Annotated in this window: 6 protein-coding genes; all 6 read left to right on the forward strand. The window is 45.0% G+C overall.

Going from position 1 to position 21,947, the window contains the following annotated elements:
• Nucleotides 1-145: 145 nt before the first annotated feature.
• Nucleotides 146-1,663 carry a glycosyltransferase family 39 protein gene (locus GXO76_15210; GenBank protein ID NOY79200.1) on the forward strand — a complete coding sequence of 506 codons (1,518 nt, stop codon included), beginning with the start codon at nucleotides 146-148 and terminating at the stop codon, nucleotides 1,661-1,663.
• Between the two features lie 17 nt (nucleotides 1,664-1,680).
• Complete coding sequence (locus GXO76_15215) at nucleotides 1,681-9,261, forward strand: T9SS type A sorting domain-containing protein (GenBank protein NOY79201.1); 7,581 nt, start codon at nucleotides 1,681-1,683, stop codon at nucleotides 9,259-9,261.
• Nucleotides 9,262-9,769: 508 nt separating this feature from the next.
• On the forward strand, nucleotides 9,770-12,979 hold the full coding sequence (locus GXO76_15220) for a DNRLRE domain-containing protein (protein NOY79202.1): 3,210 nt from the start codon (nucleotides 9,770-9,772) through the stop codon (nucleotides 12,977-12,979).
• 95 nt (nucleotides 12,980-13,074) lie between these two features.
• A complete protein-coding gene (locus tag GXO76_15225; GenBank protein ID NOY79203.1) occupies nucleotides 13,075-16,893 on the forward strand; it encodes a T9SS type A sorting domain-containing protein in 3,819 nt (1,272 codons plus the stop codon).
• 134 nt (nucleotides 16,894-17,027) lie between these two features.
• A complete protein-coding gene (locus tag GXO76_15230) occupies nucleotides 17,028-19,601 on the forward strand; it encodes a T9SS type A sorting domain-containing protein (GenBank protein NOY79204.1) in 2,574 nt (857 codons plus the stop codon).
• Nucleotides 19,602-19,864: 263 nt separating this feature from the next.
• Nucleotides 19,865-21,947, forward strand: a 2,083-nt coding sequence (locus GXO76_15235; GenBank protein NOY79205.1) for a hypothetical protein, incomplete at its 3' end; no start/stop codon positions are given.

Genomic DNA, 21,947 nt, shown 5'->3' on the forward strand with positions numbered 1-21,947 from the left:
AAACAAAAACTGGGATTGAAAAATAACTTTATTACGTATGTCAATATTGGACGGTTTCAGAAAAAGATAAAAAAACTCTCGCAAACCTACCAGTTTATTTCTATCGAGAATTTTCTGGAGAGAAGTCAATATGATGGAAAAAATTTTGGCAAATAGATCTCATCTCGTTTATTTTTTACTCGTTATCGCCATTTTTTTGGGAATTTATTCCTATTTTGGAGCGCAGCGCAGCGTTCCCTCCTATAATGTCGAAACGGATTTTGTTGGGTCGTATGGATTGGATGCCCAGAATATTTTGCACGGAAAAATGGTTCAGGAACAGGACCACGGACCAGTTTACGCCATTGCCGTTGCTTTCCTGACTGTTTTTGTAGGGGATGTTTTTCATGCCGGGGTTGTCCTCTCTATTCTGTCTGCCATTCTTTTGGGAATTGGCCTCTATTTAATCCTGAAAAATCTCTACAACTTTCGAATAGCCCTTTTTTCTATGCTCTTGCTTGATATTGTACTCTTGCCCTACTCCTTTGTTGTGGGACTGGACATATTTTTTGCCATGTTATTTACGTTTTCAATCTATTTCTTTATTCGACGTTTTGATTTTAATACGAGAGATTTGGTTTTAGCCGGAACATTTGCGAGCCTTGCTTTTCTGGTTCGTTACATTTCCGTAATTCTGCCGATTGCCGCCTTTATCATTCTGTTTTTTGCCTCCGATGGATTTTCGATTGGGGAAAAAATTAAGAAATATATTGTTTTTTTGATACCCATTGGGGTACTGATGATCCCGTGGTATTTCATTTCCCGAACCATTCATCCGGAATTTTCAGCCCCCGGGCTGTCCGCGGCCATGGCATGGGATTTTTACGGGCCGGGAACACCCTTTGGGGGAGACGAAAGGCGATTGATTGATCCGCGGTTTTATTCAGTTACATCGGTTGTTTTTTATGATTTTAAACATTTTGTTTTTCACTATTTACACAATATTGTCGACCGATTTCAATCCTTCAGTTTACTTGGGCTCAAATTCCCGGCCTATTACTTCCTTGTCCCCGGAATCATTCTTGCGTTTTTGAAGTCGACAAAAAAGCAGGTTGTTTTATTCCTGTATCCCGTGATTGGCTTTCTGATACTCTGCCTGGTTAATTATATCAATCGATATTATTTGTTCCTCTTTCCTTTTGCTGTTTTCTGGATTGTCTTTTTCTTTTTTATGGATTGGGATGTAAAAAGCCCTTTGAGTGACCTGTTTTCATACAAAAATATTGCCATTGTATTGTATCTGCTAACAGCATTGTTTCTTTTTAAAACATCCTATTCGGAGTCCAGGGTCATCATTCAAAGGGAACCCAGAGAGCTTCTTCAGGTGGCCCATTTTTTGCAAGGAATAAGCAGAAAAGGGGATCGGGTTATTGAAAGAAAGCCGAATCTGGCTTTTTTGGCCGGTTTAAAGGATGAATTTTTTCCAAGGGTAGACTCAATTGACAAACTCCTGGATTATGCAAAAAAGAGGAAAGCTCGGTTTATTTTATACGGCCCAATTGAGGCCAAGAAGAGACCTCAACTCAAAGAGCTTTATAAAACGAATTTTTCCTATCCGGGAATAAAACGAATTTATATTGTAAACCATCCAAAACTTATTTTATATGAAATCTTGAGTTATTAATGAAGGAGAGTGCGGCAATGAGAAAAGGGCTTACACACGTATTCGGGATATATATTATTGTGTTGTTTTTTATGGCAGGAGTTACCGTTTCTTCTGCACAGACTCAGCCCATCAAAATAATGCCTCTGGGTGATTCCATTACGCAGGGCATTAATGGCTCCACAGTGGTTGGCGGCTATCGGGACGATCTCTACGATTTATTAAAGAATGAAGGGGTTTCGTTCGATTTTGTGGGGTCACTGTCAGACGGCGATACCACCGTTTTTGATGCGGATCATGAAGGCCACGGCGGATGGCGCGCCTATCAAATTGACGAAAATATTAATACATGGCTCACGCAAAGCAACCCCGATATTATTTTGTTGCATATTGGTACAAACGATGTCAGTTCCGATCAGGACAACCAAACAACCATTTCTCAGATTGGAAGCATCATTGATAAAATCTACAATTACAACTCAAATATTACAATTGTGCTTTCCAGTTTAATTCCGAGAAATGATGCCAAGAATCCCCAAAACAGAGATTTGAACCGGTTGATCAGTCTCTTGTTTTATGACAAGCAGCAGGCCGGTTACAAAATCGTTTATGCCGGAAATTACGAGGTTTTTATTGCAGATCCCAATTATGCAACAGATTATTTGTTTGATGAGGTGCATCCCAACGATGACGGATATCATCTAATGGCTGAAGTCTTTTTTAATTCGATTATGAATATTGTCAACGCCGGGTCCTCTCTGGTAACGGATAATTTTAACCGGTCGCAGTTAGGGGTAACCTGGGAGGTTTCGAGTGATTACCTCATTCAAAATAATGCCCTTTCAAATGGCTCGGCCAATTACACATGGAATCAATCTTTAGCCGTTTATAAAGCGGAAATCAATCCCACAAAAGTAACTGTCAAATGGGCAGCCAATGCCGACCAGGATGGAATTGGTGAGGGCGGTATTGCCATGGGACTGGATGCTCCCTCAACTACGGCCAACGGCTATTTCATCTGGATTAATAAGCAAAACGAAATCGGATTATTTACGATTGAAAACGGGGTACCCGGCTCGAGTGTTGGAACCAGTGTGGCCTCTTCACAACCTTTGCCTCAGGCCGGTGATGAATTTACGGTACAGATGAGCACCAATGCCACCGGTCATCATTTTGACGTGTATGTGAATGGAAATTTCGCAGGCAGCGTAAGCGATCCCAATGAGCTTTTTGGAAATGCAACTGATAAATATGCCGGGGTGATGCTCAAGGGCAGCCTCAACAACGATGTGGATGATTTTAATCTGTTCAAAGAGATGGATACGGTTCCACCCGCGACCATATCCGATCTAACCGTGGTTAATGTTTCGTCTTCGACGGTAGAATTGTCCTGGACGGCCCCCGGGGATGATGACATGTCCGGGATAGCCACGAGCTACGATTTGCGCTATTCGACGGATCCGATTACAGACAGTAATTTCCAGAATGCCACACAAGCCGCCAGTGTTCCGGTTCCCACGGAGGCCGGGCAGCAGGAACATGTGGTTGTGGCCGGCTTGTCTCAGAATACAACCTACTATTTTGCGGTTAAGACCCGGGATGAGGTACCGAATGTTTCCGGTTTGTCCAATGTAGTTCAGGCAACCACCCAACAGTCCCTGGAATATATTGATGATTTTAATCGTACGACATTGGGCCCCAACTGGGTGGCACCTGCCTCATACAAAATCGTCAATAACGAACTGGCCAATACATCAACAGATGAAAGCTGGGATCCTTTTTTAGCGACGTACGTCTATAGAAAAAATCCGGTAGAGGTTTCTTTTGATTGGGGGACAAATGCCGATGCGACCGGAATCGAAAACGGCGGAATTGCCATGGTTTTGGATGCCCCGACCACCACAGCAAACGGGTATTTGGTTTGGTATCGTCCAAGCAAAAAGGCGGTTTATTTAGCCCTGATTAACAATGGAGTGGTCGGAACATTTATTGACACGTCCGATCCCGTTACTCTGCCCGATCCCGGTCCGGGTGATAATTTTAAAATCATTGTAAGCTCTGACAATGGCGGAAATCACTTTGATTGCTATATTAATAATACCTACTACGGCCGGGTAACGGATCCGAATTTTTCACGGGATGTTACTCAGGATTACTATGCAGGGGTTATTCTGCATGGCAATAGAAATAACAATATTGATAATTTTAGGGTTGTGAATACCCCGGGGAATCCCAGTGTGCTGGAAAAAATAAGCGGAGACAATCAGACCGGTACAGTCAACACTCAATTAACCGATCCGTTTGTGGTTCGTGTAACCGATGAAAATGGGAATCCGGTTGAAAATGTGAATGTAGATTTTAATATCGTATCAGGCGGTGGACATATGGATCTTATACCCCCTGACGATAATATCCGGATGGAAGCCGAGGCCGGTATTTTGACCGCGCCCATGAAAGTGGCAATAGACAGCTCGGCTTCAGGAAATAAATTCGTCTACGCTCCCACGGGTGATCCGGGTACGGGTTTAGATGAATTAAAATTTTATGTAAAAGTCCCCGGCACCTATTATTTCTGGGGAAGAATATTTGCCAATAATAATGAAGAAGATTCGTTTTTCGCCAGCGTTGACGGGGGGCCGGAGGCTCTTTGGGACCTTGGAGATGATCAGATTTTTGGCCAGTGGCGCTGGAAAAAAATCAAGGATCGGGACAGCGGAGAATACCTTACGGCCAATCTGGATGTTGGACTTCATTCATTGAAAATTAGAGGTCGGGAGCGTTTTGCCCGGCTCGACAAAATTCTTATTACGCGCAATACAGCCTATGTACCTTCCGGTTTGGAAGATTATCCGGACTATATTACCGATGCCAATGGTTTAGTAAAGGGATATTTGACATTGGGAGATACCGCAACGGTCAATGAAGTTCAAGTGGTTTGCCCCGTGATTCCCAATCAGACCGTTACTTTTACGGCCACGGCCCTGCCCGATAATCCGGTTGCTATTCACTACGTTTCCGGTAATAATCAATCGGGTTCGGGAGGTCAGGCCTTGGCCAATCCATTTGTCGTGAGGGTTGTAGACCAATATGGGAACCCTGTTCCCAATTATCCTGTGACGTTTGTTATTACACAAGGCGACGGAAGTTTGTCTAATTCTCAACCCGTTTCGACCGACGCTAATGGATTGGCGTCAACCATTTTAACGCTGGGCCTGACATCCGCAACCAATACCGTGGAGGCACGCGCCGGGTCCCTCCAAAATTCCCCCATCGTTTTTGTTGCTACGGCTGAATCGGGAATTGCTTCCAAAATTCTTTACGTGTCCGGTAATAATCAAACCGGAACGGTTGGACAGGAGCTTTCGAACGTTCTCAAAGTAAAGGTTGTGGATAATATCAATGAGCCGGTAGCCAATGTCCATGTTAGTTTTGTGGTGACCGACGGCAATGGAACGGTTGTGGAACAACAGCCCATATCAACGGATACCAGTGGTTTTGCAAGTGTCCATTTTATTCTCGGAACCCATGCAGGCACCAACACCATTGAAGCGCAGGCATCGGGTTTGGCGAATTCTCCCATCATTTTTACGGAAACGGGTCTCCCGGATGTGGCCAAAACCCTGACCAAGACCTCCGGGGATCAACAGTCGGGGATTGTTTCGCAGCTCCTGAAAGATCCCTTGGTTGTTACAGTAACCGATCAATACGGAAATGCGGTGGCGGGTCAGCCTGTTCTCTTCACGGTAACGGAAGGCGGCGGGGAGTTTCAGCAAGGGGGAACCATGCTCTGGGATACGACCGGCACCAATGGAATTGCTTCCGTTCAATTAAAATTGGGGCCCTTGGCCGGAACGAACAACAATAAAGTGAAAGTAGAAAGCACCGGATTGCAGGGGTCTCCTCTCTATTTTGTGGCCTCTGCCAGTCCCGCAAATGCAGCAAAAATTCTATATGTTTCAGGTAATGATCAAATTGGGTATGTGAATCAGGCGCTGGCCAAACCCTTTGTGGTTAAGGTGACGGATGCCACGAACAATCCCGTAAAGAATCACCCGGTTATTTTTCATGTGAAAAAGGGTGATGGTACATTTGTGGAATCGTCTGATGTGGTTGCAACGATTCCAACGGACGCCAATGGTCTGGCAGAAGTGACGCTGAAGTTGGGCCCCATCGCCGGTGCCAACAGCAATGAGGTCTGGGCAACGTCCACAAACGGACAGAATGATTTGGAAAATTCTCCGATTAAATTCAATGCGTCTTCAAAATATACAGGACAGAAAATGGCCTATGTGTCTGGAAATCACCAGAGCGCCGTTGTGATGTCCATTTTGCCTAATCCATTAAAAGTAAAAATTACAGATGCCAACGGAAAGGGCGTGTCCAATCATCCCGTAACATTTAAGGTCGAAGCTGGCGGAGGGAAGTTGAACGGAAGTGTCGACAGCCTGGTTGTATTGACCAGTGACGAGGGCATTGCATCCGTCCAGTTGCGGTTGGGTCCCAACACGGGACAAAACAATAATATCGTAAAGGCGTATGCAACCAACGGGTACGACTCCGATCAACTGGAGAACGCACCTGTTGTGTTTGAAGAAACGGCCCTGGGAAGCAATGCAACAACCCTTGTCAAACTCGCCGGAGGCGATAACCAAACTGGGGTGGTGGGTGAAAATCTGCCCCATAAAATTCAGGTAAAGGTCACGGACAAATATGGCAATGTGGTGGCCGGCCATCCGGTGACGTTCTCTGTGATTAAAGGAGGAGGATCCCTGGCGAATTCCTCCGACACGGTGAAAACGGTGAACACGAATTCCAACGGAATTGCCGAAATTGAATGGAAGCTGGGTCCAAAGGTCGGAACAAATAACAACCAGCTTCAGGTTTCGTCTACCAATGGAGTCAACCCGCTGCAAAACTCTCCCTTGATGTTTACGGCGTCCTCTGTGGCCGGAAAAACGGATCCCGACAATTCAACCATTGTGGCAACCGGGCCTGTTCCGGCGGACGGTAATTCGGTGTCGACCATTACGGTAACGCTTTATGATCGATTTATGAATCCTGTGCCGGGCAAAATTGTAACCATTGAAGCCAGTGGAACGCATAATTTCATCAGCGGCCCAAGCGCACCGACCGATGCCAATGGGCAAACCACAGCAACGTTATCGTCAATCTCTGCCGGGAAAAAGGTCATTTCAGCGAAAGATCAGAGCAATAATATTCAATTGAATAATACGGCCGAAGTTTTATTTGTCCCTGGCGAAGCGAAACGGATCGTCCGTCTGTCCGGGGATCAGCAGGTGCGAAATGTGGGAACGATTCTGGCAGACAGTTTGGTGGTTCAGGTAACCGACGATTTTAATAATCCGGTTCCGGGTGTGGACGTGACATTCAGTGTGAAATCCGGCGGAGGGATTATTATTGAAAACCAACCGGTAAAATCAGACTCGAACGGAAATGCTTACATCCATTATATTTTGGGTGATCAGGCAGGAGAAAATCAAATCCAGGCGGAGTCTCCCGGATTGCTGGGAAGTCCGATCTTCTTTACAGAAACCGGCGTGGTTTCACCGGCGTCTCAAATGAGCTATGTTTTGGGAAATCAGCAAACCGGAATCGCCGGGAAGCCCCTGGCAAAACCCTTTAAGGTTTTTGTGTCGGATAGAGGGGGAAGCCCGGTTAAAGGTGTGACGGTGACTTTCCGAATCATTCTTGGGAAAGGCCATATGACGCATGATCAGGTCACCAGTGATGCATATGGAATGGCGGCTTCCACATTGGTACTGGCGCCGGAAGAGGGGTCGAATATCGTTAATGCCGAAGCCGATGGTCTGGACGGTTCTCCTGTTACCTTTGTGGCAAATGGCGTCCCCGGAACAGCCGAAAAACTCCTGATGGTGTCGGGTGATAATCAGGCGATTGGTGTCGGAAATGTTTCCGAGAATATGGTGGTTCGGGCGGTTGATGGTAATGGAAATCCCGTTCAGGGAGTCACGGTCCATTTTGAAGTCACCCAGGGAGATGCATCGCTTATTACGGAAGCCGACCAGGCGACCAACGTGGATGGACTGGCATTTGCCGCAGTGCGCCTGGGAACCCAGACAGGACCCATTCTCGTAAATGCCTCTTCGGACGGATTAAATGGGTCCCCGGTAACCTTCCACATTCAGGCATTATCCGCTCCGGCAGAAACGCTGCTGTTGTTTTCCGGAGACAAGCAGAATGGAACGGTGGGAAGCATGTTACCCTTTCCAATTCAGGTAAAGGTGGTTGATCATTATGACAATCCGGTTCCGAATTATCCCGTCACATTTGTCGTTACGGACGGCGGGGGCTCGTTTAGAGAAAATCAACCCGTTCAGACAAACAGCGCCGGTATTGCCAGTGTCAATTGGATTATGGGATCAACTCCCGGAAATAATACCGCAATGGCGGTGGCGTCGGGACTCCAGGGTTCACCGGTCCAATTTACCGTGCAGGCTTTTAATAATAACCTGCCTTCATTCACTACCAAAGCGCCTGATCTGACCGTCATTGAGAAGCAAAATGTCCATTTTGTGATCGAAGCGTCTGATCCGGATGGAGATCCGCTTTCTTTCGCCATTATGAATAAGCCTCGGGGGGCTACACTGGATTCCATCTCCTATACGCAGCGTGAATTTAAGTGGACGCCGGATTATGATCAGGCTGGAACCTACAAACTTATATTTATCGTGTACGATGACAAAGGCGGAGCCGATCGCGATACGTCCATAATCGTGGTAGAGAATAAGAATCGACTGCCAATCATTACGGCCTTTTTGCCCGAAAAGGCAGCATTTTCCGTAAAACCGGATTCGGTGATTAATTTCTCGATCACGGCAGAAGATCCGGATAGTGATCCGCTGTCATTCTTCTGGGAAATTGATGGAAAGCGCGTGGCGGAAGGAGCTCACTTTCAATTTACGGCCGATTCACTGGGTCACCATTCCATCATTGGTTATGTGGCCGATCCGTATGACACCACCTTCCATCAATGGAATCTGAACGTGAAAACCAGGGTGGAACTGGAATCGTTTGTGGCCTCGTCAAAAATTTCAAACGGATTGCCGATTGTGGCTCTTCAGTGGGTCACTCGCTCCGAAGAAGACAATATTGGGTTTAATGTGTATCGGAGCAGAACCAAAAATGGCCGCTATAAAAAGATCACAACGGAGATTATTCGAAGCAATTCCACCGGACGGTACGATTTTGAAGACGGGACTGTCGTGGCCGGGTACCAGTATTATTACAAGATTGAGGATGTGGATTTGGCGGGGCACCGGACATTGCACGGACCCGTCCGGGCCAATGTGGCTCTTCCTCAGGAATTCCACCTGAGCCAGAATTATCCCAATCCGTTTAACCCGGAAACCACTATCCGGTTTACATTACCGAAATCGGGTCATGTTCAATTGGTTATCTTTAACCTATTGGGGCAAAAGGTTCGGACACTACTGAATGAAGACCGTAAGGCCGGATTTTACAACCTGAGATGGGATGGCCGGGATGAGTTTGGAAATGCCGTTCCCTCTGGCATTTACTATTACTCAATCAAAGCCGGTGCGTTTCATGCGACCAAGCGGATGATTTTGGCACGATAATTCCAAAATAGTGAATTAAAAAAGGCCGGTTTTATAGCATAAGCCGGCCTTTAGTGTTTGTGGGCGAAAAGACAATGGGAAAAGTTGTGCAGAACGCCTGAATAGAGAATCCTTGTTGAATGTTTCGATTCTCATTGTCTGATGAAAGAGACAGAATAGTTTTGATGCTGTTTCATTTGAAAGAGACATGAATGATAACTTCAATATGAACACGAAGTTAGTCGATCTCATATCAATCAATATTTGGCCTGAATTACAATTTTGTGCTTAAATGTTATCCGAACTTAATGAGACGGATTTTTGGGTATATTTATAAAAATAAAGTAGAATTAGGGGAGTTATGTTCGGTAGTTTTTTGAGTGGATTACATACGATTGGTTAAAAAAGGATTTTTTGGGCGGATGGGCGGAAGACGTGTGCGGATTGAATAAAATCGGTAACGGTTTATCCAACAGTGTCTGGCAGGCCTGGTGTGCAAGATGACAGTTTTAAAAACAGGCAGCAGATTATGAATCGTGCCAGACTTTTTTCTCCGTTTAAATTTTTGGCTGTTTTTCTGCTTGCCGGTTATTTAAATGGAAATGCCAGTACAACTGTCTCCGTGCCTGACACGCTTTTACTTTTAAGCGATTCTCTCAGCCACCATTCCGTGGGTGACGTTACGGGAGGAACGTTTATGCCTGAGGGCGGTTGGAAAGTGTCCGAGCCGAACAGCATGATTTTTTATGATCTGGGGACCTACATCACAAATGGTATTCTTGAAATAACGGTGGCGAATTTTGATCCCCAAGTTGAGAACACGTTTAGACGCCATCATGTGCTCTCCATGTATACCAACCAATGGGGCGAACATCACCAGATTGAACTATTAAACACCGATTGGAATTTTCATACCGGATTTAATTATTTTGACGGAGTAAAATTGCAATCGGCCACTTATGAAGAGAATAAGCAGGTTATTTTGCCGAGGAGCCAGTTGTCGTGGGACATTCACCAGACTTACCGTCTAAAATTTGTCTGGCAAAGTGATACGGTTCGGTTCTTTCGGAATGACACCCTTTTAATTAAAATCGGGCAGTCTCACTCCTTTTTGCTTCGTTATATTTTTCTCGGCCGGGATCGAACGATCAGTGGAGATTATTTTACGGATTATGAGTACCAACAATATCCGGCCATGGTGGGTCCCATTTTTTCGGATTTAGTTGTTAAAAAGATAATTGCTGATTCAAGTAACGTTTCTCTCAAAATGAACTCGTTTAAACTGGTGAGCAGATATGCCAATGCCGCGCGGCTCAAATGGGAATTATCCTCAAAGGGAATTTCACAATTGATCTACCGGTCAGTGGGATCTGTCACATGGGACAGCACGGCCATTTTGGGTCCGCCGCGCAAGGCTTTCGAGTATTCAATTGGTGGTTTAGCTCCGGCGGAAAATTATGAAGCACGAGTTATTTTGTTCAACGATGATGGCTCAACGAATGTGAGTTCCCCTGTTTATTTCCAAACAACAGATTCAGGGATTTATCTCTTTAAACCAAAACAGGATTCCTTTACGGAGGATGTCGGAATTATCGGGCCCTATCGGAATATTGCCAATATGGGATGGCTCTATTTGATGACCGGAAAATCACGGAATACGTTTCTGTTGTTTCCTTCCTTTCCCGGTGGGAAAATACCGAATCGCGCCTCTCTCCGGATGCACATTCGAAATAAGCAGGGAACTATTTCGGATATTTGCGTGAGTCGGGTCTATTCGCCGTGGAAGGAGTCATCCATTACCTGGGAATCACAGCCGCAAATTGAAGACAGTTGTCTCTCGGAAGTCCGTGGAGACAACCTTATGCCGGGTACCTGGTTGACAATCCCCTTACATTTAGAGTCCTTTACAGACAGTACATTGAATCTTGCACTCACTACAAGGGATACCGGGTGGGTATCCTTTGATTCAAGAGAATCTCTGGCCAATCAACCGGAGCTTATTCTTGATTACGGAAGTGAACAGAGGGTGAAAATTGAGCTTTTTTCGCCTCCGCCCAATTACAAAACCCGCTATCCCATTCTTAACGTCAGCGGAAAAGTGTCAGACTCCGATGTGATAAGTGTTACGATAAATGGTACCCTTTGTGTCCCGAATGATGACAGCACGTTTGCAGGCCAGATTCATTTGCACGAGGGCGGCAATCTGATTCAGGTAACAGCAGTCGATTTTTTCGGAGATGTTACACAGGACACATTGTTTGTCACATTGGATACAACCCCGCCCTCTCTGGTAAATCAGTCTGTCCCTCTGATCACGGCATCCAGTGCAACCCTCTCCTGGGATACCAATGAACCCTCAAGGGGTTTTGTAAGCTACGGACTCTCAACTGGGAGGGAAGATACGTTGCGGATGGATTCCTCCTTTACAACCTCTCATAAGCTGAACCTGATCAATCTGATTCCGAAATCAGATTATAAATATTATATTTATGTTTCAGATTCTTTGGGGAATTTGGGGGTATGGGGACCCTACGATTTTGTTACGAAAGAAGCAAATCAACTGAAAGTCTCCCTCACATTTGATTATTTCGGAGATTCAACGAAGGTGATTGATCGTGTCCTGGTTAATTTTTATGCCGATGGACAGAAAGTGAAAGTTGATACGGCAGCGAATGGAAGCGTGAACGAATCGAATGTGATTTTTAAAAACACGTGTGAATTAAACTGGGTAAAAAGCGATTCTCTTTCTTCCAATTCAGCTATCCACATGTATGACGCCGCCCTTACAGCCCTGTATTCGATTGGACGCATGCAATTGGATTCTTTACAAAGGATCGCAGCCGATGTGGATGTAGGGGGTTCGATAACCATGTACGATGCCGCCCAGATTGCCCGTTTTTCTGTGGGTTTGTCTGTTCCGAAATCGTCCCATGTTGGGCAATGGAAATTCCTCCCGGACAGCCTGGTTATAACCAGCCCGGAAACGCTCAAGTGCAATTGTAGGGTCACGGGAATTCTTTTGGGTGATGTTCATAAAGACTGGCAATCGGAGTCGCATCTGGTTAAAACGGTCAATTCCCCGGGAGACAAGTGGGTGGCACAGCAGGTGACACTCAATAGAGATACCTTAGTCATCAATATTCCCCTTAATGTTGGGGATAAAAGAAATCATTTTTCATTTTTGGCGAATGTGGATTACGGCCCGGCCGATTTGAAGTTTTTGGGCTACTCGGAATACGGATCGACAAAGATAAATATCTTTCAAAATCCAACCCAATCCGGCCTAAAAATTGGGGGATTTAGCACCCGTCCGATCAATGGGAATTCGGTTCGGCTCCGATTTTTGAATGGCGCCCAGGGGAATTCTGTGAAAATACAAGGATTGAGGGTACTGATTGATGGCGAGAAAATAATTGATGCAGCTCAAATAAATGTGGAGAAAGAAAAGAGGCCTGGGCCTCATACGTTTGAATTGTTTCAGAATTATCCCAATCCGTTTAATGGAAATACACAAATACAATATGTACTCCCCCAGAAAGGATGGGTCACTCTTGTAATTTTTAACCAAAGGGGAGAAGCGGTAAAACATATTTTGAAAAAGGAAATGCCTGCAGGGATGCACAAGGTCTTTTGGAATGGAACAAATGATTTGGGACGAAAAATATCCTCGGGATTATATTTTATGCGGCTAACTTACAACGGACAACAGAAAATAACCAAGCTATTGTATATTAAATGAGTAAGACAAAAATATCTTTTTGAAACCAAATATTCTCAAGCCGATGCCGAATGGGGCGATAAAAAGGGTTTGCAATTAATTTTACGGGAAATCGTATGAAAATAAAGCTTCAAAGCTTTTTTTTTATTTTGGTCTGCATTCAATTTTGGAATCTTCCCTTGGTCTATTCTTTGGGAAAATCCCATTTCGGGCAAAGCGGGTTGGCTTCGGAATTCATTGAAAAGACTGAAAACAGCCAATTAATATTGACCCGCCCAAATGGGGGAGAAAATTGGCTTGCAGGCAGCGTGCAATCGGTTCATTGGAATAGCGATCAATCTGTTGGGGATATTCGGATTGACTATTCGCTGGATGCCGGAAAGACATGGCAAACCATTCGTGAGAATGTACAAGATAATGGCCGATACGATTTTGTTGTCCCCGAAGCCGCGTCGGATTCTGTGCTGATTAAAATACAATCGATGGAGAGTGATTCCATTTTTGATATCAGTGATTCCGTTTTTTCCATTTTCAGAAACGAGCAGATTTCAGAAAATACGTGTATTCCGCGGCCGGTTACGTTAACCATTGATGACGTGGGTTGGAAGCTTGGCCGGGATGATTCCGATAAAAACGGGCCCTATCGTCTTGGAGTTGATAGAGACCCCGTTTATCGGGATTATGAAGTACTCGTTTATGTGGCCCAAAAAGTGGGAACGAGATTGTCGGCCCGTTTTGTCATAAGTGAATTTGACCGCGAAAATATTTTAGCGCACTACCCCACTACAAATGAATGGGGAAGCAGATGGGATAATTCGAACTTAATTCGTGACGACGATTTTAAAATTATGAATTTCATAAAAGAAAACTCAGCCTGGCTTGAATTGGGAATTCATGGCGTCCGACACGAATATTGGGATTGGAACCATGAAAATGGAAAGATGATCCGAACGGAATTTTATGACGAAATCCACAACAAGCCCTGGCCGATCGAGATTTTAAGGGGCCATCTTCTTGCATTTCAATCTATTTTATCTCAATATGGGATTCATTCCTTCCCGGAAAGCTATACAACACCCGGTGATGGATATTGTTATCAACCGGATTCTGAAGATGATTCGGGCGTATTGTTTCATTCATTTGGAGTCAAATATGCCATAACCGATATGATCCAGACGGGTAATTATGGAATGCCCAAACAGGCCATTTTGGATGGGGGAATTATTGATAACGGGGTACTTTTAATTCAACAATCGCGATATGTGGAAAATTGGCCAAGATGGAATGCCATGGATGCGGTGCCGTCCACCATTCCTGAAGAGGGTATTCCACTGACCCACTGGCCAAATTGGTGGGCTCAGAACCCGGAAAATGATTTTCAGGTGGGCGATAGATTTGTCAACTGGTTTCATTTGGTTGACGAAACCCCGAATGTTTATGTGCCTCGGAATATGGCTCAGTACTATTCTCAATGGCTTTACCGAAAATATTGTCGCACACAGCAATCTGATGGTGAAATCGTTCTGGATAATCAACAAATGCCGGACGCTGCGTATCGGTATCAGCTTTTGGGGAATTTGGTATTGAAAATCAAATTGCAACCCAATGGGCATATTCAACAGGCCACAATCGATCATGATGCCGAAGTGGTTGGATATTATGAAAAAGAGGGATTTGCGTATCTTTTTCTGTCCACACTAAAACAGGATGTGTACCATTTAACGTATACGTTGGGTTCCCAAAAACCTCCAATTTACATTTGGAATGACGGAACATACACCGTTCGGGAGTTCAAAACGGCTCGAAATGGGGTCTATATCAATCTTGAATGGTATGGTCAGCAAGACATAAAAGTCAAAATACCGTTTCATCCGGATTTTGTGAGTCTTATTGGCGATAGTCTGACGATACTCCATTATAGTTATGATGAAACCCAACAGGAAATCACCGTTACCCTGAAAAATAATTCGATTGTTGGCCGGACAGGAGCCCTTATTATCGGGAAAAGTCAATTCGGACAAAACATTGCCGTTATCATTCCCAACGGGGGTGAAAAATTCGAACGATTTTCCAGCAAACGAATCGTTTGGGCGGATGAAAATCAACGGGACAAAATTCAACTGGATTATTCTCCGGATAGGGGCTCAACCTGGTGCACGGTTGCCACGAATCTTCCCAATACGGGGGAATATATCTGGCACGTTCCGTCTTTCTTATCATCAGATTATTTGATTCGAATAAAAAATGTGACGGACGGTCGGGTTCTTGATGTCAGTGACAGTTCCTTTTCAGTGATAAAGAATGAAAAGGAACCCCCCATCAAGAATGTGCTGATCAATGAAATTATGACGAACAATAGAAATTCCTTTCAAGACCCGGACGGAGATTTTTCGAACTGGGTGGAAATTTATAATCCAAATGATGTCCCGATTAATTTGTGGGGCTATTTTTTATCGGACGATTCATTGAACCTAAAAAAATGGCGTTTCCCATGTGTAGATATTGATGCTCACGGGCATTTGGTGGTTTGGGTTTCCGGGAAAGATACGACTGCAGATGCTGCCTATCACACAAATTTTGTGCTTGATACGTCCAATGCACAAATCTATTTAAGCGACGATAGCTCAAAAATAGTGGATCGTATTTCTGGTGTTCCAAAACTAAATCCGGGTGTTTCTTTTTCCAGAATTCCTGACGGTGCGGGCTCGTTCGAAAAAACGAGTCAGCCCACGCCCGGAAATGAAAATATATTCAGGACGTTGCAGGTTGCATTCAACGGCGCACTGCGATATTATTCCAACGGAATATTCATATCAGGCGCCGGGATGGTTGTTACAAGCAACGGAAAAATTTCTAAAATTGAACCTCTTGCAAATCCCTTTTATTTAGGTGGTTTTGAATGCGGGGCGACCTATTCTTTTTTGCCCTACAAAAAGCCAAACGCGTCTGACAACTCAGCAATCACCATGTATGATGCCGCACTGGCAGCTCGTTATAGTGTGGGGTTGGATTCGCTGAGTTGGTTTCAGCGCCTTGCCGCCGATGCGACCAGGAACAATGATGTCATGATGTATGATGCCTCAATAATTGGCCGCTACACGGTGGGTTTAGCCATTCCCACTAATGCCCATGTGGGAGAGTGGAGGTTTTATCCGGATTCACTAATCTTTGACCATGTGGGATTAGACGAGGACAGCGTTAATTTTGTCGGGTATCTGATTGGGGATGTTTCAGGAAACTGGAGCAATCATTTACAAACAGCCAAAGCGACGCTCCTGGCCGACGAAAAAACTGGAAAGATGATTGAAATTCTCGCTGATACATTGATCCTGAAATTGGGGGTCGGTTATCCCGGCAAAATTCGTTCTCTTGATTTTGATCTGTCCTATCCTGAAAACCAGCTAAAATTTATGGGTATTGAAAAGGATCCCATAGCGGAAAAATTTAGAACGTTTTTGAATAATAATCAGGGCCGGCTACGATTTGGGGCATTTAATTTGCAGGAAATAATAGGCGGAAGTACACTGTTTAAGATAAAATTTCTGTTGTTAAATAAAAGAGAGCCTGTTTCTAACTTATTTATAAATAGTTACAGAATCAACGATGGCCTGGCCTTTTCAGGGGAGACGTCTGTAAAGATGTTTAAAAATGGTACAAGTAGTTTCAAATTATTACAGAATTATCCCAATCCATTTAACGGGGTAACGGAAATTGACTATTCTATCCCCCAAACAGGCGACATTGTTTTAACGATTTTTAACAGCATGGGAGAAAAAATTATCGTATTTAGTCGCAAAAATGAGGAAGCCGGGCAACATTGCATTTTTTGGAATGGCCGAAATAAGCGGGGACAGAGAGTTCCCAGTGGCATTTATTTTATTGAACTTAAGGGGCACCGGATACGTAAATATGGTAAAATGATCCTTTTGAATTAGAGCAGATTGTGGTTTTTCTGCCCGGCTTCTCCGGCGAATATTGGGTGGTTTGAATTTTGCGGATCATTTTAATGGAATCCGTTTTCGGGCGAATTGGGATATTTTATAAAAAAAGGAGAGAGGAAACAGTTCCAATGAAGTGGGTGAGAGTGACGGCCGTGTTGGTTTTGGGATTCGCTTTATTTGGGAAATTCAGTGTGCAAACAGGATACGCCGGATTTAAGGAACACGTGATTGATGATCACTTTGTGGGCGCGTTTGATCTGTTTGTGGCTGATTTGGATGGGGATGGTGATTTGGACCTTTTGGCTGCAGGCCAAGATAACCGACAAATTGCCTGGTATGAAAACGATGGATCCGGAAATTTTTATAAGCATACCATCAGCGATCAGTTTTCGGGGGCATGGTGTGTTTGGGGAAAAGATATTAATAGAGATGGACGAATTGATGTTCTCGGGGCATCGGGAGCGCTTAATGAAATCGCCTGGTGGGAAAACCGATCCGGATATTTTTCCGAACATGTTGTTGACACCAATCTTATTTCCGCTGAGTCGGTTTGCGCCGCAGATTTTACCAACGACGGATATGTTGATATTGCCGCTGTAGGGACGTATGACAGTACAAATGCCATTGTGTGGTATGAAAATCGGGGGGACAATACATTCCGAAAAAAAACAATTGATCCCACGCTGACCTGGGCACACGATATTTTTCCAGTGGATATTGATCAGGATGGACGGATGGATGTTGTCGTTGCAGCTGCAACCCAGGAAAGCTTTGTTTGGTATCGTAATCGCGGTGATGGAAGTTTTGACAAAAATGTTTTTGGATGGAATTATTATGGCGCCTATTCCGTTTATGCAGCCGATATTAATGGCGACGGTTACCCCGATGTTCAGGGAGCGGTTCACAGCAAAAATGAGGTGGTTTGGTGGGAAAATGACGGAGGAAGCCATTTAATTACACACGTTATTGATACAGACTTGGAAGATGCAATTTCTGTGTATGCTGCAGATGCCACCAATGATGGAAATGTGGACATTTTGGCCACGGGAAAGAATTCAAATACGGTGGCACTTTATGTAAATGACGGAAGCGAGCACTTTACAAAGGTGATTGTTTCAAATACATTTGGGGGAGCTCGTTCCCCGGTTGTGGGTGATTTTAACGGGGACGGGAAGACGGATATCGCAGCAGCGGCTTTGTATGATGGCAAAATTTCCTGGTGGGAAAACACGTCCTCAATAATTCCACCCACTATTACGGTTGATAGTCCCAACGGCGGAGAAAATTGGCTGTGGGGAACCATTCACACAATACAGTGGCATTCAACAGGAAGTATTTCTTCCGTAAATATTGAATACTCGACGGATGGAGGAGGCTCCTGGAAATCAATTGCGAGCGGTTACTCCAATTCGGGATCCTATTCATGGCTCGTTCCCAACGATTTGTCTGATAACTGTTGGGTGCGTGTCGTCGATGCCTCCAATTCATCTGTTTATGATCACAGCGATAATTCCTTTTCCATTTCCGCATTGGAATTATCCGGGAATGTTTTCTACGGGAATTCAAACACTCCCATCCCCAATGTCACGTTAACGATGACCGGCACTCTTACAAAGACAAGACAAAGCGATGCGGACGGATATTTTTTGTTTGATGGACTTCAAGCAAACGGAAACTATCTGATTTCTCCCCAAAAAGGAGCCCAGGAGGATATCGGGAGCACAACGATTGAGGCCTATGATGCGGCTCTGGCAGCCAGGTATTCTGTGGGTCTGGGGGATTTGGATGCCTTTGCAAAACTGGCCGCCGATGTGGATAATGATGGGAAAATCTTAATGTACGATGCGGCAAATATCGCCCGTTACAGCGTGGGGTTGCCTGTTCCCTCCAATGTCACGATAGGGAATTGGATTTTTGTACCCGCAGACACCGAAATTTCGGTGACCACCTCCAATCCTTCAAGTCTTCAGTTTAAAGGAATTATTATGGGCAATACCAGCGGGAATTGGCAATATCCGGGAACCTCCTTTGCAAAAACGGCCCAACGTTTGGATACAAGATCCTTTCTGGATTATTCCTTTGCCGGAGACACATTAACCCTTGCCGTGCGTTTCCCGGGGTTAAATGTCCTTTCTGTTGATCTTGAATTGACATTCGATTCAAATGCGTATCGTCTGCTAACGATTCAGAATGAACAAAATGCCCGCTCATTTAAAGTCTTTTCAAATGTCATGTCCAATACGATAAGGCTTGCGGGTTATTCTCCAAGCACCATTCAGACCGACTCAAACTATTTGCTTCTTCAATTTAAAAAGAAGAATGACGCTTTTGCAGAAAATAGGATCCAGATCAATAAATTTCTGATAAATGGTAACCCTCTGGGAGTTGCCACATTGGTTTTGGATCAACCGCCAACGGTCCCCGGGTCATTTGCAATTTCCAAGAATTACCCCAATCCCTTTAACGGGACAACTCAATTCAATGTGACCCTGCCAGGCGCGGGACAATTGCAGGTAGCCGTTTACAATTTGCTCGGAATGAAAATAAAAGACTTGGCCAATCGGTTTTACCCCAGTGGAAAATATTCGTTTGCCTGGGATGGCTTTGATTCACAGGATCACGTTGTGCCCTCCGGGATTTACGTCATTACTGTTAGATTTAAGAATCACGTATACAGAAACAAAGTGCTTTTCGTTAAATGATCGGGCATAAGCTGTAATACTGTTTTAAACGATACTATTCTTAAATTTGGCACTTTTCCCCCTCGCTTTGGAAAGGGGACAATAGATCCTGTTCGTGTGAAATGGGAAAATAGCTTCTTCTGGAATTCTTGTGCGAAGAATGAGTTCTTTGAAATTGGAATGCCAGAGTTGAAAATTGGGAGAAAGAAATGAGGTTTTTGCCAAGGTTTTTTTTTGCTGGCCTGTTTTTAATTAGTTCAACGATTGTATATGGTCAAATTCAAGTGACCATTCCAGATACGTCAGCCAATGTGGGTGAGGTCGTTTTAATCCCGGTAAACACGGGAAATGTGGCGTTGTCCGATCAGGTGATTTCATTTGAAACGGAAGTGCACTTTGATGCCAATGTGCTTAAACCGATAGAGATAACCAAGACAGGTACCCTTATCGATAACGGTGATTGGGTTTTTATGCCAAACCCAAACTATGGCACTGGCGTGATGAAATTCGGTGCCATGAGCACCGGAAATTATTTGAATGGAAGCGGTCCGATCGCCTTTTTGAAATTTGAAGTGATTGGAAATCCCGGTGACACGTCACCCCTGAATTTGGTGAATTTTTCTTACAATGGGAGTGACCCACCCGCGGAGACCACGAAGAATGGCACGTTGACCGTTAATTTTTCCACCATCGAAATTCAAACCAATCCCAGTGGCAAAAATTTCAATTTTGACGGACAGACGTACACGGCTCCCAAAAGTTTCAAGGTTTCTCCCAATTCATCCCATTCGGTGGATGTACCTGATCCCCAAATGGATGGCAGCGATACCCGATTCGTTTGGTCATCCTGGAGCGACAGCGGAACCAAATCGCATTCGGTGACGGCACCGGCCGCCAATGGTTCCATGACACTGACCGCAAATTTTAACAAGCAATTTCATTTGTCCACGGACGTATCCCCCTCCGGAGGGGGCAGTGTTTCCAAAAGTCCTGATGCGGACTGGTTTAACGATGGCGCTTCTGTTACCGTAACAGCGACGGCGGCCGACAAATACGATTTTTCCGACTGGTCAGGTACTGTAAATAACACAGCAAATCCCCTGACAATTACGATGAATCAGGCACACACGGTCACGGCCAATTTTACCCCCTGGCCACACATCACAATTACCACACAGCCGGGCGGCCGTTCAATTACAGTTGATGGGACCTCCTATACAGCTCCGCAAACTTTCCAATGGCAGCCGGGAACAACGCATTCCATCGGTGTGAATTCCCCCCAGGAGGTTTCAGGCAACACCCGCTACGTTTATTCCAACTGGAGTGACGGCAAAGCCCAAACCCACGATATTACGGTACCGTCTTCGGATCAGACGTACACAGCAACATTTGATACCCAGTACAAACTGACGGTCTCTTCAGATCCTACGGATGGAGGAACGGTAACAACCAGTCCGTCGGGTACCTGGCAGGATGAAAACGCAGAGGTGACATTAACGGCAACGGCCAATACGGATTTTCAATTTGTTGGCTGGGATGGGGATTTGAGCGGCTCCCAAAATCCGGCCACACTTACGATGGATGCACCGAAAAACGTAGTCGGAAAATTTGGCGAAACAGCTACCATTACCATTCACACCAATCCCGAAGGACTTAAAGTCTGGGTAGATGACGCCAATCAATTGCATACGGCGCCGTATTCTTTCACAGCCCTTACGAATACGAAGCACACGATTGGTACCCCCTCTCCTCAAAATGAAACCAGCACCTCGCGGATGGTCTGGCGCTCCTGGGATGATGGCGGTGAGCAATCCCACGAAATAACCGTGAGTAAATCAAAAACCTCCTACACGGCCACGTTTATTCAGCAATTCAAGTTGAACACCAATGTTTCTCCTGCCGGGGCCGGTACGGTTGAAGCCAGTCCTTCTGGCCCCTGGTATGACAATGGAACAAGTGTGGATTTGACGGCAACGGCAACGGGTTCTTATGATTTTAAGGAATGGACGGGCGATACTACCGGGGCGTCTGCATCTACACATATTACTATGGATGCCAGCAAATCGGTAACGGCCAATTTTAAAGCCTGGCCTCACATTACAGTCACAACAAATCCGGCCGGCTTGGATATTACTGTCGATGGGAATCCGGGAACGGCCCCGCAGGTTTTTCAATGGAAACCGGGGTCCAATCACACGATTGCAGTGGATTCCCCACAGCAGGATGGAGCAGCCAAACGGTACGTGTATCAGTCCTGGAGCGATGGAAAAGCGCAGGAGCATTCCATAACGGTACCCGATGCCGATCAGACCTACACAGCCAGCTTTAAAACCCAATACAAACTGTCCACATCCGTTGTTCCTACAG

The organism is Calditrichota bacterium (assembly GCA_013151735.1).
GTDB lineage: Bacteria > Zhuqueibacterota > JdFR-76 > JdFR-76 > BMS3Abin05 > BMS3Abin05.